This window comes from Rossellomorea marisflavi (assembly GCF_001274775.1).
GTDB classification, from domain to species: Bacteria; Bacillota; Bacilli; order Bacillales; family Bacillaceae_B; genus Rossellomorea; species Rossellomorea marisflavi.
Genome location: NZ_LGUE01000001.1, coordinates 1,311,461 through 1,337,630 on the forward strand (window position 1 = coordinate 1,311,461; position 26,170 = coordinate 1,337,630).

Here is a 26,170-nt window from a genome sequence, read left to right on the forward strand (position 1 = left end):
TTTCTCCCGCCTTTCTCAGCCTACTTGCTCAACGATTTTTTGTGCGCCGTCAGCCATTGATTCGGCTGCAATGATATTCAAGCCTGATTGATTCAGGATTTCTTTACCGAGGTCTACGTTCGTACCTTCAAGACGTACAACAAGTGGAACGTCCAGGCCGATTTGTTTCGCCGCTTCCACGACACCCGTTGCGATGACGTCACACTTCATGATTCCTCCGAAGATATTGACGAAAATCCCTTTTACGTTCTCATCGGAAAGGATGATTTTGAAGGCTTCGGTTACTTTCTCTGCCGTTGCGCCGCCCCCAACATCAAGGAAGTTGGCGGGGTCTCCACCATAGTGCTTGACGATATCCATTGTGGCCATGGCAAGTCCAGCTCCATTGACCATGCAGCCGATATTTCCATCAAGGGAGATATAGCTTAAATCATATTTTGATGCTTCGATTTCTTTTGCGTCTTCTTCTTCCAGGTCACGAAGTGCAAGGACGTCTTTATGACGATATAGAGCATTGGAATCGAAGTTGAATTTTGCATCTAGCGCCATCACATTGCCATCACCCGTAACAACCAGAGGGTTGATTTCTACAATGGAAGCGTCTTTTTCCAGGTACACCTGATAAAGCCCGAGCATGAACTTGGCTGCTTTACCGACCAGTTCCTTCGGGATATTGATGTTGAATGCAATGCGTCTTGCCTGGAAACCAGTAAGACCCACTACCGGATCGATGTACTCTTTGAAGATTTTCTCAGGTGTTTGTTCCGCTACTTCCTCGATTTCTGTACCGCCTTCTTCAGATGCCATGAGCACGACTTGAGAAGTTGCACGATCAAGAACAAGACCGACATAATATTCTTTTTTGATGTCGCAGCCTTCTTCGATAAGTAAGCGCTTTACTTCCTTCCCTTCAGGACCTGTTTGGTGTGTCACCAACGTTTTTCCTAGAAGTTCATCGGCATATGTACGAACATCATCCAAGCTTTTCGCTATTTTGACTCCGCCCGCTTTTCCGCGGCCGCCTGCATGGATCTGAGCTTTTACTACATACACACTTGATTCGAGTGTCTTTGCAGCTTCAACCGCTTCATCGGCAGTGAAGGCCACTTTACCGTTTGGCACGGATACCCCGTTATTTCTGAGGATTTCTTTACCTTGATATTCATGGATATTCATTTTCCATCCTCCTATCGAACTCTTCAAAAAATAGACTGCGCTTTCATTGTATAAAATGATAGATTAGATGTCTACCATTATACTAAAAATATTATATTAATTTAAAAATTCCAACATTTCAAGCTAGGCAGAGACGCCTGTCGAGGAAGTGTCCTTCAAGAATATATTATACTTGAAAACCAATTACTTCTCTTCGCGGAATGATTTATCCACGCGATAAATGAAGGCGAACACCTCGGCAACCGCCCCGTAAAGCTCCTCAGGTATCGACTCATTGATATCAAGCTCTCCCAAGAGACCTACCAGCGTTTCATCCTCCTGGACAGGGATGTCATGCTCTTCAGCCCTCCTGAGGATCTCTTCAGCAATCAGGCCCTTCCCCTTGGCCATGACACGGGGAGACCCATCCATAGTACGGTCATATCCAAGCGCTACTGCCGATTTACGCTTTTGTTCCCTGCTCATATGCGGATATCCACTCCTTTGTGCACGCCTGGGTGCTGATCGGTCACGCTTGCAGGTCCCGGACGTGATTCCGGGACTTTGAAGAGTATGGAGGAGAATGTATAACCGTTCTCTTCAATTCCTTTTTTAAGGGCAGGCAGGAATTCGCGGGCAAGATCCTTTATATTCGGATGCTCATTCCATACGACGATTTGCAGGACCCCCTGCTGAATCTGCAGGTCGACAATGGTCTCGTCCAAATGACCGAGATGAAGGTAGAACATCACTCTGCATTGGCTGCTGTCGATCATGCCATCATCGGTTTTCTTCCCGCTCCACTGGATGGTCACATCGGTCTGGCCCGCTGCGTGATAGAGGGGGATCTGATGGACAATGGTGAGAAAACCGGACTGATCCTGTGACATGAGGGCAGGATGATTCATTTTCAAGACGATTTCATCGGCACTTTCCCTAATGGCAGCCACCGGATGCCCCTGACTGAGCTGAATCAGCTGCCGCTTGGCTGAATCCACGAAGGGATCGGTTTCATAATTCAACCCGAGGGATGAGACTGCCCTTTTAAGCAGCTGTGAAATGTCCCGGCCATGAATGGCATCTTTCAGTTCATCAAGCACGATGGTCCGGAGCTGTGAATGGAGCGAATCTTTGTTCGTCGTGCTATCATGCCCTTCAAGTTGTCCCACAGCGGTCCTAACCACTATAGGTGAATGCACAGATGAGACGAGTTCCCTTTTTGCCGTGATGAGGGCATCTATCACCCTGCGGGCAGTAACGTTCAGGTCCTCAGGCGAACGGGGGACTGACGGTTGCTTGGATACTTCACGATCTCCGGTAAGTCCGGCTTGCAGTTTGGCCAACCCTTCTTCAGCAGCTACCGCATCAGGGAAAGACTTCAGGATGGTTTTCACCAGTTCTTCCTTCCATTGACCCATCCTGCTGTGATCGTGCAGGACACCAAGCTCCCTTAAAAGGTCAAGGGCAGCCAGCCGCTGCGGGAAAGGCTGTGCATCGTCTGCCAATATCCACAGTGCCCGGTCAGCAACCTTTCCCCCTACCAGGGTTTCAAGGGGTGCTTGAACGTTCTTCATGAGCTTCTCTGCCTCTGAAGTCGAGCCAACGGCAATCAGTTGATTCTTCAATCCTTCAATGCCGGTCAAAAGTGTTGGTTGTTTCCCACCAGCCTCTAGGGATCTATATACTCGATCTACAAATGGGAGATGCTGTCTCTCCATCTTCAGGATAATGTCGGGATTCAGGCGATCTCCGACTGACGTTGCAAATTCAATCATGGCCCTTGAGATCGGTACATTGAGCCGCAGGGCCTCTCCGATCAGCTCCTTGATTGGCCCTTCTCGTTTAAGTGAATAGTGAGATAGGAGGGAATCCAGGGTGTGTCCTCCCTCTCCTTTGGAGCGGTCCGTAAGAACCGAGAGACCAATTCCATTTCCGGTCTGCTTCGTCTCCACCCAGTAGCTATCCCCTGCTTTTAAGCCGGTCTGGACGCTGGCGATGAAACGATGCCCACCTGCGGAGACTTCTGCAGTTCCGTCTCCTAGCATGCGGTTGACGCGGATGAGCAGGACCCGTCCTGGTGAAAAGGTCAAGGGTTTGGGTTCTTGCCCCAGTATTTGTTCTGCCCTTCCGTGGATCCGTTCCATAACATCAGCTCCCTTTACGTGATTCTCTCTCTAACCGGTGCAAAACTGGCTCTATGTATGGGTGTCACTCCGTACTGATCCAACCCGCTCAAGTGATCCGCTGTCCCGTACCCCGCATTTTTTTCAAAACCATATCCAGGATAGGTGACGGCATACTCCTTCATCAGACGGTCTCTTGTCACCTTCGCGATGATGGAAGCAGCGGCAATCGAGATGCTGGTCGCATCTCCCTTGATGATGGACCTGCTCGGGTATGGTGTCGTAAGCGGCATGGCATCGATCAATAGATGATCGGGCTGTACCGAAAGTTCCCCGATCGCTGCACTCATCGCTTTTTTTGTCGCTTCATATATATTGATATCATCGATTACTTCCGGTCCGATGATACTGATACCGGTCGCGATCGACTGCTCCATGATCGTGTTGAAGAATGCTTCGCGTTTCCGCTCAGGCACCTTTTTGCTGTCCGTGAGTCCCGGGAGGTGGAAATCGTGAGGAAGGATGACAGCAGCGGCCACTACGGGCCCTGCAAGTGGTCCCCGGCCGACTTCGTCTATTCCGGCAATATGATCATACCCGGCGTTCCATAATTCGTTTTCATGGATGGACATGCGCGTAAACTCGGCAATCTCCTTCGCCTTTTTCTCACGGGAGGCTTCCGCACTTCTGACCAACTGACGGACACCCTTGCGCGGGTCGAGCTTCAGTTGGTCCCAGAGGGGATCATCTTCTGCCAGTTGTTTAAGTGTTTCTTTTATCTCGGACACTGTCATATCAATTCGTTCCATCGGTTGTACCTCTCTTCTCTATATCGGTTGGATCCCGGCAAATTAAAGAGGCTGCAGCAGGGTCATCCCTTTTGCAGCCTGTTTATCAATCTTCGACCTTGACTTCCACACGGTCGAACGTAATGGGACCGAGTTGAACGTTCCGGATGTCCCTGACGATCACTTCGGCCGTCTTATCATAGTTGATTTCTCCTCCGGCCATGAGGCATCCCCTTCTGGCACCGATATGATTGAAGCTTTCCACCACATCTTCAGGGATTTCCTTGATCCCGTAACGAGACTCCAATCGGTCGGGATAGGTTGCTTCCAGGAACCTGAGGGCATAGACCGCTATATCCTGCAGATTGAGGATTGTATCTTTGATGGCTCCTGTGAGGGCCAGCTTGTAGCCTACTTCCTGATCTTCGAACTTCGGCCACAGGATCCCCGGCGTATCGAGGAGCTCCAGTTCCTTGCCGACTTTGATCCACTGTTGAGCTTTGGTCACTCCCGGTGTATTTCCGGTTTTGGCTATGTTCTTCTTGACGAGACGGTTGATGAGGGTCGACTTCCCTACATTGGGGATGCCGACGATCATCGCCCTGATGGCCCTCGGGCGCATGCCTCTTGACTTCATGCGGTCGAATTTCGCCTTCAGGATCTCTTTTGCACCACTGACGATCGCTTGCAGCCCTTTTCCAGCCTGGGCATTGACTGCCAGGGCCATGATCCCTTGCTCTTCGAAATAGTGGATCCACTGCTTCGTTTTAGCCGGATCCGCCATGTCGGCTTTGTTTAATAGGACAAGCCTCGGCTTTTCACCGATGATCTCTTCGATCATGGGATTTCGGGATGACAGGGGGATGCGCGCGTCCACCAGTTCAATGACGATATCTACGAGTTTCAGCTTTTCCGTTACCTGTCTTCTTGCTTTTGCCATATGGCCTGGAAACCATTGAATGGTCATATGACCACCTCCAAACGTTCTTTGCTTATTTCACCATGCCCATGTCTTTGATCGGCCATACTACCACGCTTGTAATGCCGACCACCTCTTCAAGGGGCACTGTGCCGATATGCCGGCTGTCTTTACTGTATCTGCGGTTATCACCCATCACGAAAATCTCTCCATCGGGAACCGTCTCTTGATCGATGATCTCGTCCAACGTGAAATCATCTGTCAGGAGGCCTTCTTGGAGCGCAACTTTACTATCTTTTAAATAAGGTTCTTCATATGCTTTCCCGTTTATATATAGGGTATCATCTTTGTATTCGATTTTATCACCGGGCAAGCCGATCACGCGCTTGATATAGTCTTTACGCTCCGGTGCATGGAACACCACGATGTCGAATCGATCGGGCGTGCCGAACTTGCTGACGATCATACGATCTCCATTATGGAGTGTAGGAGTCATTGAAAGGCCGTCCACAACGATGGGCGCGAACAAGAAATACCTGATCACGATGACCAGTATCAATGCAATGCCCAAGGCTTTCGTCCACTCCCGCCATTCACTTTTCTCCTTTTCCATATTCCCACCGCCTTATGTATGGATACCATCTTTTGTTCATTCTACTAGAAAACCACCCTGTTCTCATCAAAAAAGAGAGGTTTAGTTCGAAATACACAGAAAGCCGGCAACAGGAACATGCTCACCGGTCCATTTGAACGTCAGTAAGACCAAAAAAACCCTAAAGAAAAGGAGCTTGTCTCCAAGCTCCTTCTTCTTCGTTCATTATCGAATTTCTTTAATCCGAGCCTTTTTACCACGTAGGTTACGCAAGTAGTAAAGTTTCGCACGACGGACTTTACCGCGACGAATGACTTCTAGTTTAGCGATTTTTGGTGTGTGTACAGGGAATGTACGTTCAACACCTACACCGTAAGAAATTTTACGAACTGTGAATGTTTCGCTGATACCGCCACCGCGGCGTTTGATTACGACACCTTCATAAACCTGGACACGTTCACGAGTACCCTCCACGATGTTAACGTGTACGCGTACTGTATCACCAGGACGGAAAGATGGTAGATCAGAGCGAAGTTGTTCTTTCGTAATATCTTCGATTAATTTGTGCATCTTATTCAACTCCTTCCAACAGATGCTCATACAAAAGCGATGTATTGCAGCGGAACATCGGGATCAGTGGTCAAGCCTTCGCTCAAGCCACAAAGAATATAATAGCATAAACCAATGGGCGTTGCAATAGGTCACTTCGACTTTTTCAACTCTTCCACCAAGGCTGCCTGCTTTTCAGTGAGAGGATAGTTTTCAAGTAGATCCGGACGCCTCTCAAGGGTCCTTCGGAAGCTTTCCTTCTCCCGCCATTCTTCAATCAGCTTATGATTGCCGGATAACAGCGGCTGCGGGACTTCCATCCCCCTGAAATCAGACGGTCTCGTATAATGCGGATGCTCGAGGAGACCCGAAGAGAAGGAATCGAGGACAGGTGAATCTTCATTCCCGAGTACCCCCGGGATCAGCCGCACCACAGAATCGATGACCACCATGGCCCCCAATTCGCCCCCGGTCAGGACATAATCGCCGATGGATATCTCATCCGTCACCACATGCTCCCTGATGCGTTCATCGTACCCTTCATAGTGGCCGCAGATGAAGATGAGATGCTCTTCCTTTGCAAGCTCCTCGGCCTTAGCCTGGGTATATCGTTCACCCTGAGGGCACATGAGGATCACACGGGGTTTAGCATCCCCCTTCAGGGAATCGACGGCATCGAAGACAGGCTGCGGCTTCAAAACCATTCCTGCCCCACCTCCGTAAGGATAGTCGTCCACCTGTTTATGCTTGTTGTCCGAGAATTCCCGGAAATTGACGACCTGATAATTCACAGCTTCCTTTTCAGCTGCTTTCTTCAGAATTGATTCTCCGAATACCCCTTCAAACATGGCAGGGAAAAGGGACAGTACATCGATCTTCATCATGACAGTAGCCCTTCCATCGGTTCAATGATGATCTCCTTTTGAGCAATATCGACCTTTTTTACGATATCCTCAATATAAGGGATGAGATGCTCTTTCCCCCGGGGGGCTTTGACCACCCAAACATCGTTTGCACCCGGGCTGAGGATTTCCTTCACGACACCGAGCTCGTCGCCCGACGTCGTCCTGACCACACAACCAATGATTTCATGAAAATAGAACTCTCCTTCATCGAGGTCTTGAAGCTGACTTTCATCGACTTTCAGGATCCCTTGCTTGAACCCTTCCACTTCATTGATATCGCTGTAGCCTTCAAACATCAACAAGTCGAAATTCTTGTGTTTACGATAAGAAGCGATCGTCAGTGGTATCGGTTCCTTTCCTTCGATGAAGAGGGTCAGTTCATTTCCTTTTTGGTACCGCTCTTCAGGAAAATCGGTCATGGAGAGGACTTTCAGCTCCCCTTTTATCCCGTGAGTATTTACAATCTTGCCGACATTGAACCATTTTTCCATATCCATTCACCTCTTGCATTCAGCGTATTTCTTTGATAATCCCATCTTCAATGATGATCGTCCTTTGAATCTCGTCATTCCAATTGTCACCCACCTGCACCCTCGATATACCCTGAACTTCCTTCTCTTTCAGTTCGCTCCCCAGAGGCAGGAGGTCCAGCTGATCGAGCTGGAAATCAAGCAGCTTGATCTTTTCGGCTCGATCTTCCAACTCTTTATCGAAATGCTGTCTGAGCTTTTCTGACGGATACTTCTTTGCCCGTTCGATCTTTTTCATCTCGAACCTCAGCTGATCGCATTCTTTCGCTAGTTGCGCTGCCTGTTCTTGATAGCGCGTCACAAGACGCCCCTTGCTTGTTTCAGTCAGGATTTGTTTAACCGTCACCTTATGTATGATATCCAATCGGCCACTCCTCCTCATTGATTCCGCCGCATCACCAAGAACATCGGCGAATGATAAAAAAAGGACTGACAAAGTAGGGGCAAGCTTTCACTCCTTCGCTGGTCAGTCCTTTGTTCCCGGAAGCGGGACCCGATCATCACCGGGTCATTCCACAATCTCCAGGAAGATTTTCTTCTGTTGTGAAGATCCTGCTGCAGCGTATACCACAGTTCGAATCGATTTTGCTACGCGCCCTTGCTTGCCGATGACTTTACCCATATCCTCCGGATGGACCGAAAGTTTGTATGTCATTCCATTAGGTCCTTCCTCCATCTCGATCGAGACAGCGTCAGGATGGTCGACCAGGGGTTTCACAATCGTCAGAATAAGATCTTTCATCAAATCAGTCGATTACTTGCTGTTTTTGGCATTGTGGAATTTTTCCATGATGCCTTGTTTTGAGAATAGGTTACGGACTGTATCAGATGGTTTCGCACCATTTGAAAGCCATTTAAGAGCCAATTCTTCGTCGATTTTAACTTCAGCTGGTTGAACAACCGGGTTGTATGTTCCAACTGTTTCGATTTGACGACCGTCACGTGGTGAACGAGAGTCTGCAACTACGATACGATAGAAAGGAGATTTTTTTGCTCCCATACGTTTTAATCTGATTTTAACTGCCATTATTAAAGCACCTCCGAATAGTTTCACACAAGATAGTATGATATCAAAAACCTAATTTGTTTGTAAAGGGTTTTTTCTTAACAGTTCTTTTTTTCTTCAAAAAAAGTGCTAAGATCGGTTACATGAACGGGAATTTCATTCCCTTTTTCTTGCCTTTACCCTGCATACCGCTCATTTGTTTCATCATTTTTTTCATGTCTTCAAATTGCTTCAGCAAGCGATTGACCTCCTGGATGGATGTCCCGCTTCCTTTCGCAATCCGTTTGCGCCTGCTCGCATTGATGACTTCAGGATTGGTCTTTTCTTTCTTGCTCATGGACTGGATGATCGCTTCCACATGGACGATCTGTTTGTCATCTACCTGAAGCTTATCGAGCCCTTTCATCTTGTTGGCGCCGGGCATCATCTTCAGGAGTTCATCCAATGGCCCCATCTGCTTCACCTGTCCGAGCTGCTCGAGGAAGTCATCGAACGTAAAGGACATGGTACGCATCTTTTGCTCCAGTTCCTTCGCCTTCTCTTCATCGACGTTGGCCTGTGCCTTCTCGATCAGGGATAGGACGTCACCCATCCCGAGGATCCTTGACGCCATGCGCTCGGGATGAAACGCCTCGAGGGCATCCATCTTCTCACCCATACCGACGAATTTGATCGGCTTTTCCGTGACGGAACGAATCGAAAGGGCCGCTCCACCACGGGTATCGCCGTCCAGCTTCGTCAGGACCACCCCGCTGATGCCAAGGGCTTCATTGAAGCTTTCAGCTACGTTGACGGCATCCTGACCGGTCATGGCATCGACAACGAGGAAGATTTCATCCGGGTTTGAGAGCTCTTTGATATCCTTGAGCTCCCCCATGAGGTTTTCATCGATGTGAAGACGGCCGGCCGTATCGATCAGCACATAATCATGGTGTTCTTCTTTCGCCTTTTCGATTGCCTGCTTGGCAATTTCGACAGGGCTGACCTGATCTCCCAGTGAGAATACCGGCAGGTCAAGCTGTTTACCGACGGTTTCAAGCTGCTTTATGGCAGCGGGACGGTAAATATCAGCCGCGACAAGAAGAGGTTTTCGATTGTGTTTCTTACGAAGCAGGTTCGCAAGCTTCCCGGTGGTCGTCGTCTTACCGGCACCCTGTAGTCCCACCATCATGATGATGGTCGGAGGGCGTTTGGAGACAGCAATCTGACTCTGTTCGCCGCCCATCAGTTCGGTCAGTTCTTCCTTGACCACCTTGATGACCTGCTGGCCGGGTGTCAGACTCTTCATGACTTCCTGCCCGACAGCCCGTTCGCTTACTTTTTTGACAAATTGCTTGACCACTTTAAAGTTAACGTCTGCTTCCAAAAGGGCGAGACGGACCTCACGCATCATTTCTTTAACATCCGCTTCGGAGATCTTCCCCTTGCCGCGGATTTTCTGTATTGTGCCTTGCAGTCGGTCGGCTAATCCTTCAAATGCCATTCATGCCGCCTCCTAATCCAAAATTTCAAGGTCGTCAATCAGTTTTAAACAGTCCGCAGAGTCGATATCCGACCCTTCAAGGCTTTTTCTCAACCGATTAAGGATGAGATTCCGCTCTTGGAACTTGTTGAATAATAAAAGTTTCTCTTCATACTCTTCCAGCATGGCCTCAGTACGCTTGATATTATCATAGACCGCCTGACGGCTTACGCTGTACTCTTCGGCAATCTCTCCAAGGGAGAAATCATCGAGGTAGTAAAGGGACATGTAACTCCGTTGCTTGGGAGTCAGTAGTGACTGGTAGAAATCGTAGAGATAGTTCATCCTGGTCGTTTTCTCCAGCATGGTCATCCCTCCTTGTTAAGTGAAAAACCTTTACATATGAAGAATACAGATTTCAAGCGACTTTGTCAAGGATGCCACATGAAAAACTTTCGCTTTTAGAGATGAAAAGTCCGGTCGATTCATCGACCGGACTTTCCCTTATTCTTCGTTATTGTCTACTTCATTTGAAAACAGGCCGTACACATACTTTTCGGCATCGAATGGCTGCAGATCGTCCATCTGTTCTCCGAGACCGACAAATTTCACGGGAATATCAAGTTCGTTGCGGATCGCAAGGACGATACCGCCTTTGGCTGTCCCGTCGAGCTTCGTAAGGACGATACCCGACACATCCGTGGCTTCTTTGAACGTTTTCGCCTGTACCATGGCATTTTGACCCGTCGTCGCATCCAATACGAGGAGGACCTCATGCGGGGCTCCCGGCACTTCACGCTCGATGACGCGCTTGACTTTCTCGAGTTCCTTCATCAGATTGACCTTATTCTGCAGTCGACCTGCCGTATCACAGATGAGGATGTCGGCCTTCTTCGCCTTGGCCGATTGTACGGCATCATACATGACCGCTGCGGGATCACTTCCCGCCCCTTGTTTGATAACAGGGACACCGACCCGCTCACCCCACACTTCAAGCTGTTCGATGGCACCGGCCCTGAACGTATCCCCTGCTGCAAGGATGACATTCTTCCCTTCACTCTTGAGCATATGGGCCATCTTGCCGATTGTCGTTGTTTTCCCCACGCCGTTTACCCCGACGAAAAGGAGGACGGTCAGTTCACCTTCCTGGATATTCAGCTCACTCGATACCTCGGCATCCCCCTGATAGATATCGACCAGTTTCTCAGAAATGACGGACTGGACTTCAACAGGATCGGAGATATTCCTCCTCTTGACCTCGAGCTTCAGTTCATCGATGAGCTCCATGACCGTATCAAACCCGACGTCCGCACCGATGAGGATTTCTTCGAGTTCTTCAAAGAACTCCTCATCGATCTTACGGTATCGTGCGACCAGGTCATTCACCTTTGTAGTGAAGTTGCTCCGGGTTTTGCTCAGCCCGTCCTTAAACTTCCCCGTCACACTGTCGCTTGATTGTGTGAATTTGTCTTTCAGCTTTTTAAAGAAACTCACAATCCATCTACCCCATTCTTTGATTATTCATACTTTCCGGCCTGTTTACCGCGGCCTTTATGCTTCCAATAGCTCCTGTGTTTCCTGGAGCCTCACTGATACAAGTTTTGAAACACCTGACTCTTGCATGGTCACACCATACAGCACATGTGCTTCCTCCATTGTCCCTTTGCGGTGGGTGATGACGATGAACTGGGTGTCATCACTGAACTTGCGCAGGTACTGGCTGAATCGCTGCACATTGGCTTCATCGAGGGCTGCCTCCACTTCATCGAGGATGCAGAATGGCACCGGTCTTACCTTCAGTATGGAGAACAACAGGGCAATGGCCGTGAGCGCACGTTCTCCACCCGACATCAGTCCGAGGTTCTGAAGTTTTTTACCGGGCGGTTGGGCCACGATATCCACACCGGTCCGAAGAAGGTCTTTCGGATCGGTCAGTTTCAGTTCTGCCCGGCCACCGCCGAACAACTCCCTGAATACCTCCCCGAATTGGGCTTGGATCGACGCAAATGTTTCCCCGAACCGCTTCACCATCTCTTCATCCATTTCATGGATCACCTGATAGAGGGTATCCTTGGCCTCGGTGAGATCATTTTTTTGATCAAGGAGGAATTCATAGCGCTCCTTCACCCTGTCATACTCATCGATCGCCCCGAGGTTGACGGTCCCCAATTCTTCCAGGGCAAGTTTGATCAGTTTCACTTTTTTCCTTGCTTCATCGATATCGACGGTCAGAGGGTAATGCTCCTTGGCTGCTTCGAACGAGAGCATATACTCTGTACGTAAATGCTCCAAGCGATTCTCGAGCTCTACATCGAGACGGTTGATCTTGACTTCCTCATCCTTCAGGGCATTCAAGAGACCTTTATGCCTTCGTTTCAGCTCTGACAATTCCGCATCTTCCTGTTCTGCCTGTTGCTGCAGACGGGATCGTTCATCCCTTCTTGCCGTGATAAGCTCAGACGTTTCCCGTTTTTGTGTGGCACATTCTTTTGCCTTGACGGTCAAATCCTCTTCTCCTGAGAAATTGTCCTTCATCTGACTCTGAAGCCACTCGAGATCATCCAGGAGGGCAGACAGGCGTTTCTCAGACTCAACAACGGCTGAGTCCACCCGTCCAAGACGGTCCGCAAAACTAAGAAGCTGCTGATTCTTCCCTGCGAGATGGGCTTTCAGGTCGCTTATGGCATTTGTCAGGACGTCCTTCGATGAACGGTCGCTGTTTTTTTGCAGCGTCAACTCTTCAATTTTTTCATCCAATGCCGCAATGTCTGCGCCGATTTGTGCCAGAAGTGACTCGAGTTCTTCTTTCCGTGCGTGATGTCGCTCCTTCATGGAACTGAAATCACGCTTTTCCATGTCGTATAGAGACAATCTTTCATCGAGGTTTTTCGTGCTCAGTTCGTTCTCCCGGAGCCTGGATTGAAGATCCTGTTCTTGAAGCCGCAATTTCTCTCCTTTGACCCGGAGCTCTTCAAGCTTTTTCGACCTGTACGCCGTCTCTTCCTTCAGATCCTTGACGGATTGCTGGAGTGTACGGGTCTGATCTTCCATATTCTCGAGCTTCACCTTCATGTCTTCGAGCTCGGTTTTCCGTGATAGAAGCGAGTTTTTCTTTTGCTTGACCATACCGCCCGTCATGGATCCCCCGGGGTTGACGACATCCCCCTCAAGGGTCACCAGCCGGTAACGATACTGGATGAGCTTTGCGATTTCATTGGCACCTTTGAGGTCCTCTGTAATAATGACATGACCTAGTAAATTGGAGACGATCCTTTCGAAGCGTCCGTCGTACTGAACGAGATCACTTCCGATCCCAACGAAGGAAGGGTGGCCCTTCAGCATGGAGAGCTGTGCCCCCTGAAGGGTTTTCCCTTTGATGATATTCATCGGCAGGAAAGTAGCCCTTCCATATTGATTCTGCTTGAGATATGCGATGGCTTTGCGCCCGTCCTGCTCGGTTCCGACGACGATATGCTGCATGGACGCGCTAAGGGCGGTTTCCATGGCAGCCTCATATTTCTTCGGTACTGAAATGAGCTCTGCAACGGCTCCTTCGATTCCATCCAGGATCCCATCCCTTGCCTTCAAGACTTCTTTGACCCCTTGGAAGAAACCACTGTAATCGTCTTCCATCTCTTCGAGCATTTCCTTTCGCGACTTGGCCTGCTGCAGGTATTGATAGGCTTGATAGAGCGTTTTTTCCTGTTTCTCATACTTCAGTTGGGCAGATTCGAGATTCCGTTTCTCATCCCGGTACGCTTGGATATGCTGATCCATGTCGATTTGATGGCTTTCGCGTTCTGCTTTCAGCTTTTCGTGATCGCGATAGAGCTCTTCACGCTGAGTGATGTATTTTTCGTTTTCAGCTTCAAGACGGCCGCTTCGTCCCGATTGCTGGGTGAGCTGCTGCTCGATGTACTGAATCTCGTTTTTGGCGGATGCCTGCTGATTCAATTTTTCAATATAATCACTTTTGTGGGATTCAATTACGTCTTCGATATTTTCACTGAAGAGGGAGAGCTGATTCTGCTTCTCCTTTAGAGCTATCCTTGATTCGTCGACTTCCAGCTGAAGCCCGGCCCTTTCCTCTTCAAGACGCTCTTTCTCCTGTTTCATTTCCCGGATCTGGTCTTCAAGCTCCACGATGGACTGTTTGAGCTGTGTTTCATTCGTGGAAGAGTTCTTTTTCCGCTCAACGAGGACCTGCTTCCTGCCTTCAAGCTTTTCGAGCTCCTCACTTGTGGACAGAAGCACCTCCTGAAGTCCGGTGATCGATTCATCCAGGGCAGAAATTTTATCCCTCGCTCCTGAAAGGTCCGCTTCCTTGCCGTGAATCACAGCCGACAGATTGCCTTCCTCCCGTCCGTGCCTTTCAAATTCTTCGCTCAGGGATTCCCACTGCTTATGTAGATCTTCAATATCATAGACTGTCAAGGACACCTCGAATGTCTCGAGCTCTTCCTTCTTCTCCAAAAAATCCTTCGCCATGGAGGCCTGGATTTTAAGGGGTTCAACCTGCCCTTCAAGTTCGTGGAGGATATCGTTGACACGATTGAGGTTTTCTTGGGTTTCAAACAGCTTATTCTCGGCTTTTTTCTTCCTGGTTTTGTACTTCAGGACACCAGCCGCCTCCTCAAAGATCGTCCGGCGCTCTTCAGGCTTACTGTTCAGGATCTCCTCGACCTTCCCCTGACTGATGATGGAGAACGCTTCCTTCCCGAGCCCGGAATCCATGAAGAGTTCAATGATATCTTTCAGTCTGCAGGGCTGCCTGTTCAATAGGTATTCACTGTCCCCTGATCGGTATACCCGCCTTGTGACACTCACTTCACTGTAATCGATCGGAAGGGTCCCATCTTCATTGTCAAGGACCAGGGTGACCTCTGCTATATTCAAGGCCTTCCTGGAGTCACTACCGCTGAAGATGACATCTTCCATTTTAGAGCCCCTGAGGCTTTTGGCCGACTGCTCGCCGAGAACCCATCGGACTGCATCGATGATATTGCTTTTGCCGCTTCCGTTGGGCCCGACTACCGCCGTCACCCCAGGTACGAATTCCACAGAAATCTTTTCTGCGAATGATTTAAACCCCATCACTTCTAGTTGTTTGAGGAACATCTGCTTTCCCCCTATTTCACATCAAGCTTTTGTTTTAACTTTTCGAGCGCCTTCTGGGCGGCTTTCTGTTCTGCTTCTTTCTTCGATCGACCTTTGCCGACCCCGAGCTCCTCGCCGTTCAAGCATACTCGTGAAATGAACTCACGGTTATGAGCAGGACCGCTTTCATCGAGGATGCTGTACATGATCGTACCCGCGCTTCCCCTCTGTACAAGTTCCTGCAGTTGACTTTTGTAATCCATCACATGAGAAAAAGCACCGGCATTGATCTTCGGATAAACCACCTTTTCAAGAATCGAGACAACCGTTTCGAGTCCCTGATCGAGGTAAAGAGCCCCGATGAAGGCTTCGAATACATCTGCGAGGAGAGCGGGACGCTCCCTTCCACCGGTCATTTCTTCCCCTTTTCCGAGAAGGATCAATTCCCCAAAATTCATTTCCCTGGAGAACTTCACAAGGGACGGTTCGCATACGATCGCCGCCCTGAGCTTTGTCAGTTCCCCTTCACTCATCATGGGATATTTTTTGAAAAGGAATTGTGATACGGTCAATTCCAGCACCGCATCCCCAAGGAACTCGAGGCGTTCATTGTCTTCATAAGGCTTCCGGCGATGCTCATTCACATAAGATGAATGAGTGAACGCTTGCTTTAATAATTTTTCATCTGAGAAATGGATTTGGAGTTCATCCTGAAATGCTTTGAACTTTCCATCATATTTGTTTGCTAATCCTTTATTTCTGCTTTGTTTGCGCATGAGGCACTCCACCTTGCTATAAATGTTCTCACTATATACTAATCAAGTTTATGCTAAAAAAAACATTTTCGCAAAAGTTAATTTCACGGGATTGCCGGACATAAAGAAACTTGGTAGAAAGTAGCTTCTACCAAGTCATTGTGTCTTGTACCAAAGATTTATGAAGTTCACATGAAAGCAAACCATCTTGGTCGACCCCAAAATTATGTGTTTGCTTTTATGTAGTTCACAGCATCACCGACTGTGCCGATTTTTTCAGCATCATCATCAGAGATTTCCATGTCAAACTCATCCTCAAGCTCCATAACAAGCTCAACTACGTCAAGGGAGTCAGCTCCAAGATCTTCTTTGAAAGAAGCTTCAAGGTTCACTTGTGATTCGTCAACACCTAGACGATCAACGATGATCTTTGTTACGCGATCTAGTACTTCTGCCATTATTGTCACCTCCCCTCAAGGTATTATAGTGCATAACCTCCCCGATTGAAAAGGAGAATATCAATTTTTCCGTAATTACATCACCATTCCGCCATCAATATGAAGGGTTTGACCCGTCATATAGGCAGCTGCATCGGATGCAACGAATGAAACGGTCTTGGCGATGTCCTTCGGTTCCCCGAATCTGCTCAAAGGAATTTGGGAAAGCATTCCATCACGGACTTCTTCCGGCAGTTCATCTGTCATATCCGTAGAGATAAAGCCTGGAGCGATGGCATTTACAGTGATCCCACGCGGGGCAAGTTCACGTGCAGACGTTTTCGTAAGGCCGATCACACCGGATTTGGCGGCCACGTAGTTTGCCTGTCCGGCATTCCCGCTTACGCCCACGATGGATGAAATGTTGATGATCCGGCCGCTGCGCTGCTTCATCATTTGACGGGTGACTGCCTTCGTGCAAAGGAAGACACCTTTGAGGTTGATGTTGATGACATCGTCCCATTCCTGTTCCTTCATGCGCATGAGGAGATTGTCACGCGTCACCCCTGCGTTATTCACAAGGATATCAATGCGCCCGAAGCGTCCAACCGTCTCTTTTACCATTGCCTGTACCGCTTCACTCTCTGATACATTGCACTGATAGGCTACAGCATCCCTGCCAAGGGCTTTGATCTCATCCACAACCGCATGGGCCTTTGCTTCGCTTCCGGCATAGTTTACGACAACATTACAGCCTTCACGTGCAAGCTCCATGGCAATCTCCCTGCCGATTCCCCGGGAAGCCCCGGTAACCAGTGCCACTTTACCTTCTAAGTTCATTGTGCTTCCTCCTTCAATGCTTCGATCGTCTGGATGCACGTTTCCTCATCCTGAACGGCATATGTCTTCACTCTTCTGTTCACTTTTTTGATAAGGCCTGACAACACTTTACCCGGGCCCACTTCGATGAATGTATCCACACCGAGATCAAGCAGTTTTCCGACTGTATCCTCCCAAAGGACAGGAGAGTACAATTGCTGAACGAGTAGGTCTTTGATTTCTTCACCGTTTGTCACCGGTTCGGCCGTCACATTGGCGATGACCGGAACACCTGCTTCATTGAATGTTTTACTGTCGAGCACACCTTTGAAATCCTCTGCTGCGGGTTTCATCAGGCGGGAATGGAAAGGACCGCTCACTTGAAGAGGAATCACCCGTTTAGCTCCCGCTTCCTTGGCTTTTTCCGATGCGAGTTCCACTCCTTTGACCGTACCGGAAATCACGATCTGTCCCGGACAGTTCATGTTAGCAAGATCTACGGCATGACCCTCAGCAGATACTGCTTCCGTTACCTCTTGAAGGGCTGCACGCTCCATGCCTAGTACTGCAGCCATCGTGCCCTCTCCGCTCGGTACAGCTGCTTCCATCAGTTCCCCGCGTTTCCTGACGGTTACCACGGCGTCCTCGAACGAAATCGCACCTGAAGCCACAAGGGCAGAATATTCACCGAGGCTGTGTCCTGCGGTGAAATCAGGACGGATACCTGCTGATGTCAGACGGTCCATGATGGCCATGCTCGTTGTGAGGAGGGCTGGTTGAGCGTTGAATGTGGCCGTCAATGTTTCCTGTGGTCCGTCAAAGATGACGGAAGACAGATCGATGCCGAGAGCCGCGTCAGCCTTAGTGAAATACTCCTTTGATTCTGGATGGGCATCGGCTAATTGCTGACCCATCCCTACTGTTTGTGAACCTTGCCCTGGAAAAACGAAGGCGATTTTACCCATGATTTTCTTCACTCCCTATTACAGCTTCTTTTATCGTTTGTGCTACCTGATGGCGCACCATTTCCCTCGCCTGTCTCATGGCATTATAGAATGCCGTTTCATTGGAGGAACCATGCGCTTTGATGACAGGGGCTTTCAGACCGAAGAGTCCGGCTCCACCGTACTCCGAGTAATCCAGCATGTTTTTCAGGCCTTTAAGATCGTTTTTGATCATACCTGCCGCAATCTTGTTCTTGAATGATGATGTGAGCGTCTCTTTAAGGAGGGAGAAGACCGACAATGCCGTTCCTTCGATGGTCTTAAGGACCATGTTCCCTGTGAATCCATCTGTCACGACTACATCGGCGGGACCGTTCAAAAGATCACGGGACTCAATATTCCCGACGAAATTCACCGATGTTTCCTTGATGAGCTGGAAGGTTTTCTTCGTGAGTTCATTCCCTTTTTTATCTTCGGATCCGATATTCAGGAGACCCACCCTCGGACGGTCGATTCCCCTGACCTTTTCTGCATAGACGCTCCCCATGATGGCATATTGAACGAGATGTTCAGGTTTTGCATCGACGTTTGCCCCAAGGTCAAGCATAAGGAAGCCTTTTCCGTCCAGTGTCGGGAGTGTCGGTGCCAGCGCCGGCCTTTCTATGCCTTCGATCCTTCCGACGATGAATAGTCCTGCTGTCATGAGCGCTCCCGTATTACCTGCTGAAATGCATGCATCGGCTTCCCCGTCCTTGACGGCTTGGGCCATCAGCACCATGGAGGCATTCTTCTTCCTTTTAACGGCACGGACCGGTTCATCCGTCCCTTCGATCACTTCATCTGTATGTACGATCGTCAAGCGGTCACCTGGTGTGATCCACTCTTTGATTTGTGTTTCATTCCCATATAATAAGACTTCGATATCATCGAATTCGTCCAGGGCACGCTTCACACCCAGTACGATTTCTTTGGGTGCATGATCTCCACCCATTGCATCAACGGCCAGTTTCATTCTTTCATTCACTCCTTCTCCGGTTTGGTGGAGTGATACATATCAAATTCACCCGTGAACACCAATTCTCCGCCAACGAAGCTATTTACTTCCACCATTGTACGGTCTTTTTGGTCATGGGCATGTACCACCTTCGCTTTCGCTACCACGCGGTCCCCCTGTTTGACGGAACGTGTGAACCTGATCGACGACTTGGCCGTCAGCGCTAGGTCATCATTGATCACGGCAACCGCCAATGAATTGGCCTGTGCAAACAAATGATGCCCACGGGCAATTCCGTTCCTTACAAAAACGTGTTCGGGCTTCACGTCAAATATGGAGATGGCACTGTCCCCCAGATCGATATCGATGATTTCACCGATGATTTCTTCGATTGGAAGTGCCTTTACTTCATCTTCAAAAGACTTCTCAGCTACATGTTTAATTCGTTCCCTGAGTTCAGGGATGGATAATTCCATTCGATCAAGGCGGATCGTCTGTACGCTGACTCCAAACCGCTCGGCCGATTCTTCATCGGTGATGAACGGATTTTCCTTGATTGTATTCACAAGTGCATTCTGCCGCTCTTTCTTAGAAAGTCTCATTATATACACCGTCCAGTATTAGTACTAGGTACTAATAGTAGTATATAGACAAAAAAAGCAGATTGCAAGAGATAATCTTGCAATCTGCCCTGTCTAATCAAGCTTCTCCCCTTCAAGGATCCCCGAGTCTTCCAGGTACCTTCTGAGAGGTGCATATTCGTCGTCTTTCCAGAAAGCGTCTGAATTTGCGAGGGTTGCCGCATCGTCTCTCGCAACCTCCAGTGCTCTATAGTCATGGATCATATCGGCTACCTTGAATTCAGGCATCCCGCTTTGCTTCCTTCCGAAGAAATCACCGGGCCCCCGAAGTTCAAGGTCCTTTTCACTAAGGACGAACCCATCATTCGTCTCGGTCATGATCTTCATCCGCTCCTTGCCGACTTCGGTCTTCGGGTCTGCCAAGAGAATGCAGTAGGATTGATCATCCCCCCGTCCCACACGTCCCCGCAGCTGATGAAGGGTCGACAGCCCGAATCGCTCTGCGTCATAGATGAGCATGAACGTGGCATTCGGAACATTGACCCCGACTTCCACCACCGTCGTGGATACGAGGACTTGTACTTCATTCCGACTGAAACTCCTCATGACTTCTTCTTTTTCATCCGGATGCAGTCTACCGTGCATGAGTCCTACGGAGAATCGTCCCTGGAAATGCTGACTGAGCTGGTTGTACACATCGATGGAGTTCTGCACGTCCAGTTTGTCGGACTCTTCAATTAGGGGGCAGATGACGTATGCCTGCCGGCCGGCTTTCAATTCCTTTTCCATGAAGGCAAGGACCCTGGTGAGCATATCTTCCTTAGCCCAATAGGTTTCGATGGCTTTCCTCCCTGCAGGCATTTCATCGATGATGCTCACATCCATCTCGCCGAAGACCGTAATGGCAAGAGTCCTCGGAATCGGGGTCGCCGTCATGAATAGCACATCAGGGCTCCCGCCTTTTTCCCTGAGCACGCGTCGCTGATTGACGCCGAACCGATGCTGTTCATCGGTAACGACGAGACCCAGGTTCTCAAATTCCACATCTCCCTGGATGAGGGCATGGGTACCGATCAGGATGTCGATCTCCCCTTCCTTCAATTTTTCCAGGAGGAGAGCTCTTCGTTTCCCCTTCACCGAGCTTGTCAAAAGGGCGACAGTTGTCCCGGTCGGTTCAAGGAGTGCACTGAGGGAGTCAGCATGCTGCTCTGCTAGGATCTCAGTCGGAACCATGAGGGCACCCTGATATCCTGCAGTAACCGAGGAATACAGGGCGATGGCAGATACGACGGTCTTCCCTGATCCCACGTCCCCTTGAAGGAGACGATTCATGCGATAAGGGCTTTTCATATCCGCTGAAATCTCATTGACCACACGTTTTTGAGCATTCGTCAATGGGAATGGCAGAGTATCCGTGAAGGATTGGACCTTGTCAATATCATACTGCTGGCTGATCCCGTGTGAATGTTCCCTTTCAAACTTCCGGAGCGCCTGCATCTTGAGCTGGAAAAGCAAAAACTCTTCAAATACGAACCTTCTCCTTGCTTGTTTCATGGCTTGCGGTGAGTCTGGAAAGTGCATCTGATAAAGGGCATCGAGGCGACCTGAGAGCTTATACTTTTCAAGATAATAGTTTGGGAGAATCTCTTCGATCAGGTTCCCGAAATCATGGAACGCCGCCCTGATATACTTGGTCAGGGCATTTCCTTTGATGGTCCCTTTCAACGCATAGACCGGTTCGAAATCCCCCTGCTTGTTATGCGGTCCCAGCTGGTGGCTTTGAACCGTGATGATTTGACGATTCTTATCCCATTTCCCTGTGACCGTCACGGTATCATGAAGATTGATTTTCTTTTTTAAATAAGGCTGGTTGAAGAATACGGCCTGAACGAGGACCCTCCCTACCAGGATCCTCAATGTGAGGCGGGATTTTTTCCTGCCGTAAAACATCAGGGCGGGTTCCGAGTGGACCTTCCCTTCTACGGTGACGCGTTCGTCATGAGCGACCTCTTCCAGGTCCCTCAATCTGAAATCATCATAGCGATAAGGAAGATATTCCATCAGATCGACGACGGTCCGTATGCCCATGGCATGTAATTGAACCGCCGTTTCTGACCCTATCCCTTTGATGGATTCAACCGTTGGTCCTTCACTCCACGTCGTCACGTTTATTCAGTGCCACGCCGAAGATTTTCGCCTCTAGCTCCCGCCCCGTCGGTGTAGCAGCCAATCCTCCCAGTGCTGTTTCACGGAGAGCGACCGGCATGGTCTGTCCGATCTTGTACATGGCATCAATGACTTCATCACACGGGATCCTGCTCGTGATTCCTGCTAGGGCCATATCGGCTGCCACCATTGCATTTGCCGCTCCCATTGCATTCCGCTTCACGCACGGAACCTCGACGAGCCCTGCTACCGGATCACAAACAAGCCCCAACATGTTTTTCAATGTGATCGCCATGGCTTCAGCAGACTGACTCGGTGTCCCCCCTGCCATTTCGACGATGGCAGCCGCGGCCATACCACTCGCAGAACCGACCTCCGCCTGACAACCTCCAGCCGCACCGGATATCGAAGCATTATTCGCCACGACAAAGCCAAATGCTCCGGAAGTGAATAAGAAGCGGATCATTTCTTCCTTTGTAGGGTTCAATTTGTTTTTGACAGCGAACAACGTACCGGGTACGACACCGGCAGAACCTGCAGTCGGTGTGGCACAGATCGTGCCCATGGCCGCATTCACTTCATTGGTGGCTACCGCTTTACTTACTGCGTCAAGGATGGTTTCACCTGTCAGCGACTTGCCCGATTCAATATATTTTTGAAGCAGGACAGCATCCCCACCGGTAAGTCCTGAGTGGGATTTAACACCTTCAAGCCCCCTGGCAACCGCCTTTTCCATCACTTCCAGGTTGGTTTCCATCTGCTGATAGACTTCTTCGTAGGTTTTACCAGTGAATTCGATCTCCTGTTCGATCATGATATCTGAAATCTTTTTATTTTGACTTTCTGCGAGTTCAATCAACTCTGCGACATTTCGAAACATAAGTCTACCTCCATAATGTAAACGCTATCATATTTCAATTCTTCAATCGGTGATTTTGGTCACCTGGGTAATATGGGAAAGCGACGACAGCTCCTTGAGCACAGCCTCATCGATCGGCTGATCGACCTCGATCGTCATCAAAGCCATTTTTCCCTTTTCCTTCCTTGATACATCCATGTGTCCGATGTTCAATTCGTGCTTGGCAATAATATTTGAAACAGCGGCAATTGCACCAAACCGGTCGTCATGGACAACGAGAATGGCCGGGTGATGTCCAGAGAGCTTCAGTTCAAAGCCATTCAATTCAATGATCTCGACTTTTCCTCCACCGATGGAAATTCCAACGAGTTCAATTTCCCCCTCGTCATCACCCATGTGGATCCTAGCTGTATTGGGATGATCCGTTATGGCCTCTTCTTCCCTGAATCTGATCTTGATTCCTTTTTTTCTGGCAGTCTCGATTGAATTGATGATCCGTTCATCAAATGTATCATAGTCGAGGACTCCGCCGATGATGGCCACGTCGGTTCCGTGCCCTTTATACGTTTTTGCGAATGAACCGTAAAATGAAACATTGACCCATTTCGGTTCCCGGCGGAACAGCTCCCTGGCAAGTCTTCCGATGCGGGCGGCTCCCGCAGTATGAGAACTTGATGGACCGATCATGACCGGCCCGATGATATCAAATACGCTTTTATACTTCATCGTCCTCTATCCCTTCATTTTGAGATAATTGAAGGGGACGAGCCCAATCGGACTGTCCCCTTCCTTTCATCCTATTCGACCGAGAAGATATAGGAGTAAAGTGGCTGTTTCCCGTTATGAACTTCCACTTCCACTTCCCCATATTTTTGTTCGATATACTCTTGCAGTGACTCAACGTCTCCTTCAGAAACATCTTCTCCGTATATGATGGTCAGAATCTCTGAATCTTCATCAAGCATTTGCTCAAGCAGGCCGGTTGCCGCCTTCTTGAGGTCTTTCTCTGCAATCACGATCTTCCCTTCATCGATCCCCATGAAATCATCTTTGGAAATCGTGATGCCGTCGATGCTTGTATCCCTGACAGCAAATGTCACCTGACCGCTTTTCACCTGTTTGGCTGCTTCAGACATCCCTGCCTGGTTTTCCGATACGGAGGCACCAGGATTGAAAGCCAGTAGGGCAGACATTCCTTGAGGTACGGTTTTCGTCGGTACGACAGCCACTTCCTGTGAAAGGACTTCCGCCGCTTGCTCCGCTGCCATGATGATGTTCTTATTGTTCGGCATGATGATGACTTTTTTGGCATTGACCTCTTCCACTGCCTTGACGATATCTTCCGTGCTTGGATTCATCGTTTGTCCGCCTTCGATGACGACAGTGGCACCGATACTCCTGAATAATTCTGCCACACCTTCACCCATGGCAACGGTCACGATGGCAAAGTCGACTTCCTTTTTAGGAGTCTCGGCCTTTGCAACAGGACGTGATTCACCTACGATGGAGCTGTGCTGCTCCCTCATGTTTTCGATCTTGATCTTGATGAGGCTTCCGTATTGATGACCATAGCTCAGGACATTTCCCGGCTCCTCCGAGTGGATATGGACTTTGGCCAACTCTTCATCACTGATGACAAGGAGGGAATCCCCGTATCCGCTCAGGTCCTGACGGAATGTTTCCTCGTCAAACGATTTCTTCCCCTCTTCGAATTGCACCATGAATTCCGTACAGTAGCCGAATTCGATATCTTCCGTGCTCATGAAGTCCTGTGCAGACTTGTGATGTTCCGCGCTCACAAGATCATTCATGGATGGAAGGTTCACACGTTCGGATACCTTCTCCCCCTTCAATTCAGCAAGAAAGCCTTCATAGACGAACAGCAGACCTTGACCGCCACTATCCACGACTCCAACTTCCTTCAAGACAGGAAGGAGATCCGGTGTCCGGTTCAATGAGGCCTGTCCTTCTTTGACGATGGCCTCCATCAGCTTTATGAAATCGCTCTCGTTTTTCGCAACGGAAACACCTTTTTTCGCCGCATCTTTCGCCACTGTCAAAATGGTTCCTTCTACAGGTTTCATGACAGCTTTGTAAGCTGTATCCACTCCGGTCTGAAGGGCTTGGGCAAACTCTTCAGTCGTCAGGCTCGATTTTCCTTCTATCGCCTTGCCGAATCCCCTGAACAGCTGGGAGAGGATGACCCCCGAGTTACCGCGAGCCCCCATCAACAGTCCCTTTGAAAGGGAGGTGGATACGTTCCCGATATGGGATTGTATATTTTTTTGAACTTCCTTCGCACCGGAAGTCATGGATAAATTCATATTTGTTCCAGTATCTCCATCAGGAACAGGAAAAACATTCAGTGCATCAACTAGCTGTGCATTCGCAGACAAAAGACTTGCCCCCTGAAGCACCATTTCTGCAAAACGTTTTCCATCCAAAGATGTAATCGACACGAATCTTCCTCCTCACTACGGGTTCGTTACGCGAACCCCTTGTACAAAAATATTTACAGAATCGACCGCCAAGCCGACGGTTTTATCAAGGGTATATTTAACCTTGGATTGTACGTTGTGAGCAATCTCGGAAATCTTCGTACCATAACTCACAATTATATACATATCAATATGTACTTCCTCTGCCTCCTGACGAACGATCACTCCCCGAGTGAAGTTCTCTTTACGCAGAATATCAGTGAAACCGTCCTTGATCTGGTTTTTTGAAGCCATCCCAACAATTCCGTAGCAATCCACCGCTGCACCTCCAGCAATCATTGCAATGACATCATTAGTAATATCAATTTGTCCGTACTGCGTTCTCATTTCGATGGACATGGAATGTGATCCCCCTTCGTTTACATGCTTGGCTACAAACATTTTACTATATAATACCCTATTTTAAAAGCTAAACTGTCAGGTGCCCCATCCGGGACGCCATTCTTTCATTATCTCCAAGCATCATCCGGCCGCAAACATGAAAAAAAGACGTCTAGCAGCTAGACGTCTTTTCAACTTGATTATTAAACGCGTTCAACTTTACCAGATTTCAATGCTCTTGCAGAAACCCAAACCTTTTTAGGTTTACCGTCTACAAGAATACGAACTTTTTGCAGGTTAGCACCCCATGTACGCTTATTCGCATTCATCGCGTGAGAGCGAGCATTACCTGAGCTAGCTTTACGGCCAGTAATTACGCATTGTTTCGCCATAATATATTCCCTCCTCACTAACAAGAAGCTGAAGTAAATTTCAGATTCACATTTCGCTTTTTTTTCATAAAAGATACCTTAATAATTTATCACACAACAAACCACAATGCAATACCACAATCGAACCTTTCAAGAAAAAATACTTTACACACAGAAAAGCGCAGGCGGGTCGCCCTGACCCGACAAGCATAAGGCGAAGATCTCGGAAAGGCGTTCTGTGCCTTTTTGAGATCTTTGACTTATGACCTCGAGGGTCAACCCGCCGGAGCTGGACACCA

28 protein-coding genes are annotated in these 26,170 nt (G+C 48.9%); all 28 read right to left on the bottom strand.

The window, feature by feature from the left end:
- Window positions 1-15 precede the first annotated feature (15 nt).
- Window positions 16-1,176: an ADP-forming succinate--CoA ligase subunit beta gene (sucC, locus tag AF331_RS06570; RefSeq protein ID WP_053427310.1), complete on the bottom strand. Its 1,161-nt coding sequence runs from the start codon at window positions 1,174-1,176 to the stop codon at window positions 16-18.
- A 183-nt stretch (window positions 1,177-1,359) separates the two neighbouring features.
- Window positions 1,360-1,641, bottom strand: a complete 282-nt coding sequence (locus tag AF331_RS06575) for an EscU/YscU/HrcU family type III secretion system export apparatus switch protein (protein ID WP_053427311.1) — start codon at window positions 1,639-1,641, stop codon at window positions 1,360-1,362.
- Window positions 1,638-3,299, bottom strand: coding sequence for a hypothetical protein (locus tag AF331_RS06580; RefSeq protein ID WP_053427312.1), 1,662 nt, complete (start codon window positions 3,297-3,299; stop codon window positions 1,638-1,640). Before AF331_RS06580 ends, AF331_RS06575 begins: the two co-directional genes overlap by 4 nt.
- A 14-nt stretch (window positions 3,300-3,313) precedes the next feature.
- Entirely contained in the window at window positions 3,314-4,087 is a 774-nt protein-coding gene (locus tag AF331_RS06585) for a ribonuclease HII (protein ID WP_053427313.1), read from the bottom strand.
- An 85-nt stretch (window positions 4,088-4,172) separates the two neighbouring features.
- Complete coding sequence (gene ylqF / locus AF331_RS06590; protein ID WP_053427314.1) at window positions 4,173-5,033, bottom strand: ribosome biogenesis GTPase YlqF; 861 nt, start codon at window positions 5,031-5,033, stop codon at window positions 4,173-4,175.
- A gap of 25 nt (window positions 5,034-5,058) precedes the next feature.
- Window positions 5,059-5,598 carry a signal peptidase I gene (gene lepB, locus AF331_RS06595; protein WP_053427315.1) on the bottom strand — a complete coding sequence of 180 codons (540 nt, stop codon included), beginning with the start codon at window positions 5,596-5,598 and terminating at the stop codon, window positions 5,059-5,061.
- 204 nt (window positions 5,599-5,802) lie between these two features.
- A complete protein-coding gene (gene rplS, locus AF331_RS06600; protein ID WP_048004072.1) occupies window positions 5,803-6,147 on the bottom strand; it encodes a 50S ribosomal protein L19 in 345 nt (114 codons plus the stop codon).
- 131 nt (window positions 6,148-6,278) lie between these two features.
- Window positions 6,279-7,007, bottom strand: a complete 729-nt coding sequence (trmD, locus tag AF331_RS06605) for a tRNA (guanosine(37)-N1)-methyltransferase TrmD (protein ID WP_079516720.1) — start codon at window positions 7,005-7,007, stop codon at window positions 6,279-6,281.
- Complete coding sequence (gene rimM, locus AF331_RS06610; protein WP_053427317.1) at window positions 7,007-7,522, bottom strand: ribosome maturation factor RimM; 516 nt, start codon at window positions 7,520-7,522, stop codon at window positions 7,007-7,009. Before rimM ends, trmD begins: the two co-directional genes overlap by 1 nt.
- A gap of 19 nt (window positions 7,523-7,541) precedes the next feature.
- The gene (locus AF331_RS06615) at window positions 7,542-7,925 is read right to left on the bottom strand and encodes a YlqD family protein (protein WP_053427318.1); all 384 of its coding nucleotides are present in this window, start codon (window positions 7,923-7,925) and stop codon (window positions 7,542-7,544) included.
- Between the two features lie 144 nt (window positions 7,926-8,069).
- Entirely contained in the window at window positions 8,070-8,303 is a 234-nt protein-coding gene (locus tag AF331_RS06620) for a KH domain-containing protein (protein WP_048004522.1), read from the bottom strand.
- 12 nt (window positions 8,304-8,315) lie between these two features.
- Window positions 8,316-8,588: a 30S ribosomal protein S16 gene (rpsP, locus tag AF331_RS06625; RefSeq protein ID WP_048004076.1), complete on the bottom strand. Its 273-nt coding sequence runs from the start codon at window positions 8,586-8,588 to the stop codon at window positions 8,316-8,318.
- 118 nt (window positions 8,589-8,706) lie between these two features.
- On the bottom strand, window positions 8,707-10,050 hold the full coding sequence (ffh, locus tag AF331_RS06630; RefSeq protein WP_053427319.1) for a signal recognition particle protein: 1,344 nt from the start codon (window positions 10,048-10,050) through the stop codon (window positions 8,707-8,709).
- Between the two features lie 12 nt (window positions 10,051-10,062).
- Window positions 10,063-10,395, bottom strand: coding sequence for a putative DNA-binding protein (locus AF331_RS06635; protein ID WP_053427320.1), 333 nt, complete (start codon window positions 10,393-10,395; stop codon window positions 10,063-10,065).
- Window positions 10,396-10,533: 138 nt separating this feature from the next.
- Window positions 10,534-11,523 (bottom strand): signal recognition particle-docking protein FtsY, encoded by a 990-nt coding sequence (gene ftsY / locus AF331_RS06640; RefSeq protein ID WP_053427321.1) that lies wholly within the window; start codon window positions 11,521-11,523, stop codon window positions 10,534-10,536.
- Between the two features lie 57 nt (window positions 11,524-11,580).
- Complete coding sequence (gene smc / locus AF331_RS06645) at window positions 11,581-15,147, bottom strand: chromosome segregation protein SMC (RefSeq protein WP_053427322.1); 3,567 nt, start codon at window positions 15,145-15,147, stop codon at window positions 11,581-11,583.
- 11 nt (window positions 15,148-15,158) lie between these two features.
- Window positions 15,159-15,902, bottom strand: coding sequence for a ribonuclease III (gene rnc / locus AF331_RS06650; protein ID WP_053427323.1), 744 nt, complete (start codon window positions 15,900-15,902; stop codon window positions 15,159-15,161).
- Window positions 15,903-16,105: 203 nt separating this feature from the next.
- Window positions 16,106-16,339: an acyl carrier protein gene (gene acpP / locus AF331_RS06655; protein ID WP_048004082.1), complete on the bottom strand. Its 234-nt coding sequence runs from the start codon at window positions 16,337-16,339 to the stop codon at window positions 16,106-16,108.
- Window positions 16,340-16,414: 75 nt separating this feature from the next.
- Window positions 16,415-17,158 carry a 3-oxoacyl-[acyl-carrier-protein] reductase gene (gene fabG / locus AF331_RS06660; protein WP_053427324.1) on the bottom strand — a complete coding sequence of 248 codons (744 nt, stop codon included), beginning with the start codon at window positions 17,156-17,158 and terminating at the stop codon, window positions 16,415-16,417.
- Complete coding sequence (gene fabD / locus AF331_RS06665) at window positions 17,155-18,102, bottom strand: ACP S-malonyltransferase (protein ID WP_053427325.1); 948 nt, start codon at window positions 18,100-18,102, stop codon at window positions 17,155-17,157. Before fabD ends, fabG begins: the two co-directional genes overlap by 4 nt.
- Window positions 18,095-19,093 (bottom strand): phosphate acyltransferase PlsX, encoded by a 999-nt coding sequence (gene plsX / locus AF331_RS06670; RefSeq protein ID WP_053427326.1) that lies wholly within the window; start codon window positions 19,091-19,093, stop codon window positions 18,095-18,097. Before plsX ends, fabD begins: the two co-directional genes overlap by 8 nt.
- Window positions 19,094-19,101: 8 nt before the next feature.
- On the bottom strand, window positions 19,102-19,677 hold the full coding sequence (gene fapR, locus AF331_RS06675; protein WP_048004086.1) for a transcription factor FapR: 576 nt from the start codon (window positions 19,675-19,677) through the stop codon (window positions 19,102-19,104).
- A gap of 93 nt (window positions 19,678-19,770) precedes the next feature.
- Window positions 19,771-21,822: an ATP-dependent DNA helicase RecG gene (gene recG / locus AF331_RS06680; protein WP_053427327.1), complete on the bottom strand. Its 2,052-nt coding sequence runs from the start codon at window positions 21,820-21,822 to the stop codon at window positions 19,771-19,773.
- Window positions 21,806-22,702, bottom strand: a complete 897-nt coding sequence (gene sdaAA, locus AF331_RS06685; RefSeq protein WP_053427328.1) for an L-serine ammonia-lyase, iron-sulfur-dependent, subunit alpha — start codon at window positions 22,700-22,702, stop codon at window positions 21,806-21,808. Before sdaAA ends, recG begins: the two co-directional genes overlap by 17 nt.
- Window positions 22,703-22,744: 42 nt before the next feature.
- Window positions 22,745-23,407, bottom strand: a complete 663-nt coding sequence (sdaAB, locus tag AF331_RS06690) for an L-serine ammonia-lyase, iron-sulfur-dependent subunit beta (protein ID WP_053427329.1) — start codon at window positions 23,405-23,407, stop codon at window positions 22,745-22,747.
- 71 nt (window positions 23,408-23,478) lie between these two features.
- On the bottom strand, window positions 23,479-25,140 hold the full coding sequence (locus AF331_RS06695; RefSeq protein WP_053427330.1) for a DAK2 domain-containing protein: 1,662 nt from the start codon (window positions 25,138-25,140) through the stop codon (window positions 23,479-23,481).
- 15 nt (window positions 25,141-25,155) lie between these two features.
- On the bottom strand, window positions 25,156-25,518 hold the full coding sequence (locus tag AF331_RS06700) for an Asp23/Gls24 family envelope stress response protein (protein WP_048004090.1): 363 nt from the start codon (window positions 25,516-25,518) through the stop codon (window positions 25,156-25,158).
- Between the two features lie 185 nt (window positions 25,519-25,703).
- The gene (gene rpmB / locus AF331_RS06705; RefSeq protein ID WP_048004091.1) at window positions 25,704-25,892 is read right to left on the bottom strand and encodes a 50S ribosomal protein L28; all 189 of its coding nucleotides are present in this window, start codon (window positions 25,890-25,892) and stop codon (window positions 25,704-25,706) included.
- Window positions 25,893-26,170 lie beyond the last annotated feature (278 nt).

Excerpts from the sequence above, each read along its gene's own strand:
- sucC (WP_053427310.1), bottom strand. The coding sequence starts at position 1,176 with ATGAATATCCATGAATATCAAGGTAAAGAAATCCTCAGAAATAACGGG.
- AF331_RS06575 (WP_053427311.1), bottom strand. The coding sequence starts at position 1,641 with ATGAGCAGGGAACAAAAGCGTAAATCGGCAGTAGCGCTTGGATATGAC.
- AF331_RS06580 (WP_053427312.1), bottom strand. The coding sequence starts at position 3,299 with ATGGAACGGATCCACGGAAGGGCAGAACAAATACTGGGGCAAGAACCC.
- AF331_RS06585 (WP_053427313.1), bottom strand. The coding sequence starts at position 4,087 with ATGGAACGAATTGATATGACAGTGTCCGAGATAAAAGAAACACTTAAA.
- ylqF (WP_053427314.1), bottom strand. The coding sequence starts at position 5,033 with ATGACCATTCAATGGTTTCCAGGCCATATGGCAAAAGCAAGAAGACAG.
- lepB (WP_053427315.1), bottom strand. The coding sequence starts at position 5,598 with ATGGAAAAGGAGAAAAGTGAATGGCGGGAGTGGACGAAAGCCTTGGGC.
- rplS (WP_048004072.1), bottom strand. The coding sequence starts at position 6,147 with ATGCACAAATTAATCGAAGATATTACGAAAGAACAACTTCGCTCTGAT.
- trmD (WP_079516720.1), bottom strand. The coding sequence starts at position 7,007 with ATGAAGATCGATGTACTGTCCCTTTTCCCTGCCATGTTTGAAGGGGTA.
- rimM (WP_053427317.1), bottom strand. The coding sequence starts at position 7,522 with ATGGAAAAATGGTTCAATGTCGGCAAGATTGTAAATACTCACGGGATA.
- AF331_RS06620 (WP_048004522.1), bottom strand. The coding sequence starts at position 8,303 with ATGAAAGATCTTATTCTGACGATTGTGAAACCCCTGGTCGACCATCCT.
- rpsP (WP_048004076.1), bottom strand. The coding sequence starts at position 8,588 with ATGGCAGTTAAAATCAGATTAAAACGTATGGGAGCAAAAAAATCTCCT.
- ffh (WP_053427319.1), bottom strand. The coding sequence starts at position 10,050 with ATGGCATTTGAAGGATTAGCCGACCGACTGCAAGGCACAATACAGAAA.
- AF331_RS06635 (WP_053427320.1), bottom strand. The coding sequence starts at position 10,395 with ATGCTGGAGAAAACGACCAGGATGAACTATCTCTACGATTTCTACCAG.
- smc (WP_053427322.1), bottom strand. The coding sequence starts at position 15,147 with ATGTTCCTCAAACAACTAGAAGTGATGGGGTTTAAATCATTCGCAGAA.
- rnc (WP_053427323.1), bottom strand. The coding sequence starts at position 15,902 with ATGCGCAAACAAAGCAGAAATAAAGGATTAGCAAACAAATATGATGGA.
- acpP (WP_048004082.1), bottom strand. The coding sequence starts at position 16,339 with ATGGCAGAAGTACTAGATCGCGTAACAAAGATCATCGTTGATCGTCTA.
- fabG (WP_053427324.1), bottom strand. The coding sequence starts at position 17,158 with ATGAACTTAGAAGGTAAAGTGGCACTGGTTACCGGGGCTTCCCGGGGA.
- fabD (WP_053427325.1), bottom strand. The coding sequence starts at position 18,102 with ATGGGTAAAATCGCCTTCGTTTTTCCAGGGCAAGGTTCACAAACAGTA.
- plsX (WP_053427326.1), bottom strand. The coding sequence starts at position 19,093 with ATGAAACTGGCCGTTGATGCAATGGGTGGAGATCATGCACCCAAAGAA.
- fapR (WP_048004086.1), bottom strand. The coding sequence starts at position 19,677 with ATGAGACTTTCTAAGAAAGAGCGGCAGAATGCACTTGTGAATACAATC.
- sdaAA (WP_053427328.1), bottom strand. The coding sequence starts at position 22,702 with ATGTTTCGAAATGTCGCAGAGTTGATTGAACTCGCAGAAAGTCAAAAT.
- sdaAB (WP_053427329.1), bottom strand. The coding sequence starts at position 23,407 with ATGAAGTATAAAAGCGTATTTGATATCATCGGGCCGGTCATGATCGGT.
- AF331_RS06700 (WP_048004090.1), bottom strand. The coding sequence starts at position 25,518 with ATGTCCATCGAAATGAGAACGCAGTACGGACAAATTGATATTACTAAT.
- rpmB (WP_048004091.1), bottom strand. The coding sequence starts at position 25,892 with ATGGCGAAACAATGCGTAATTACTGGCCGTAAAGCTAGCTCAGGTAAT.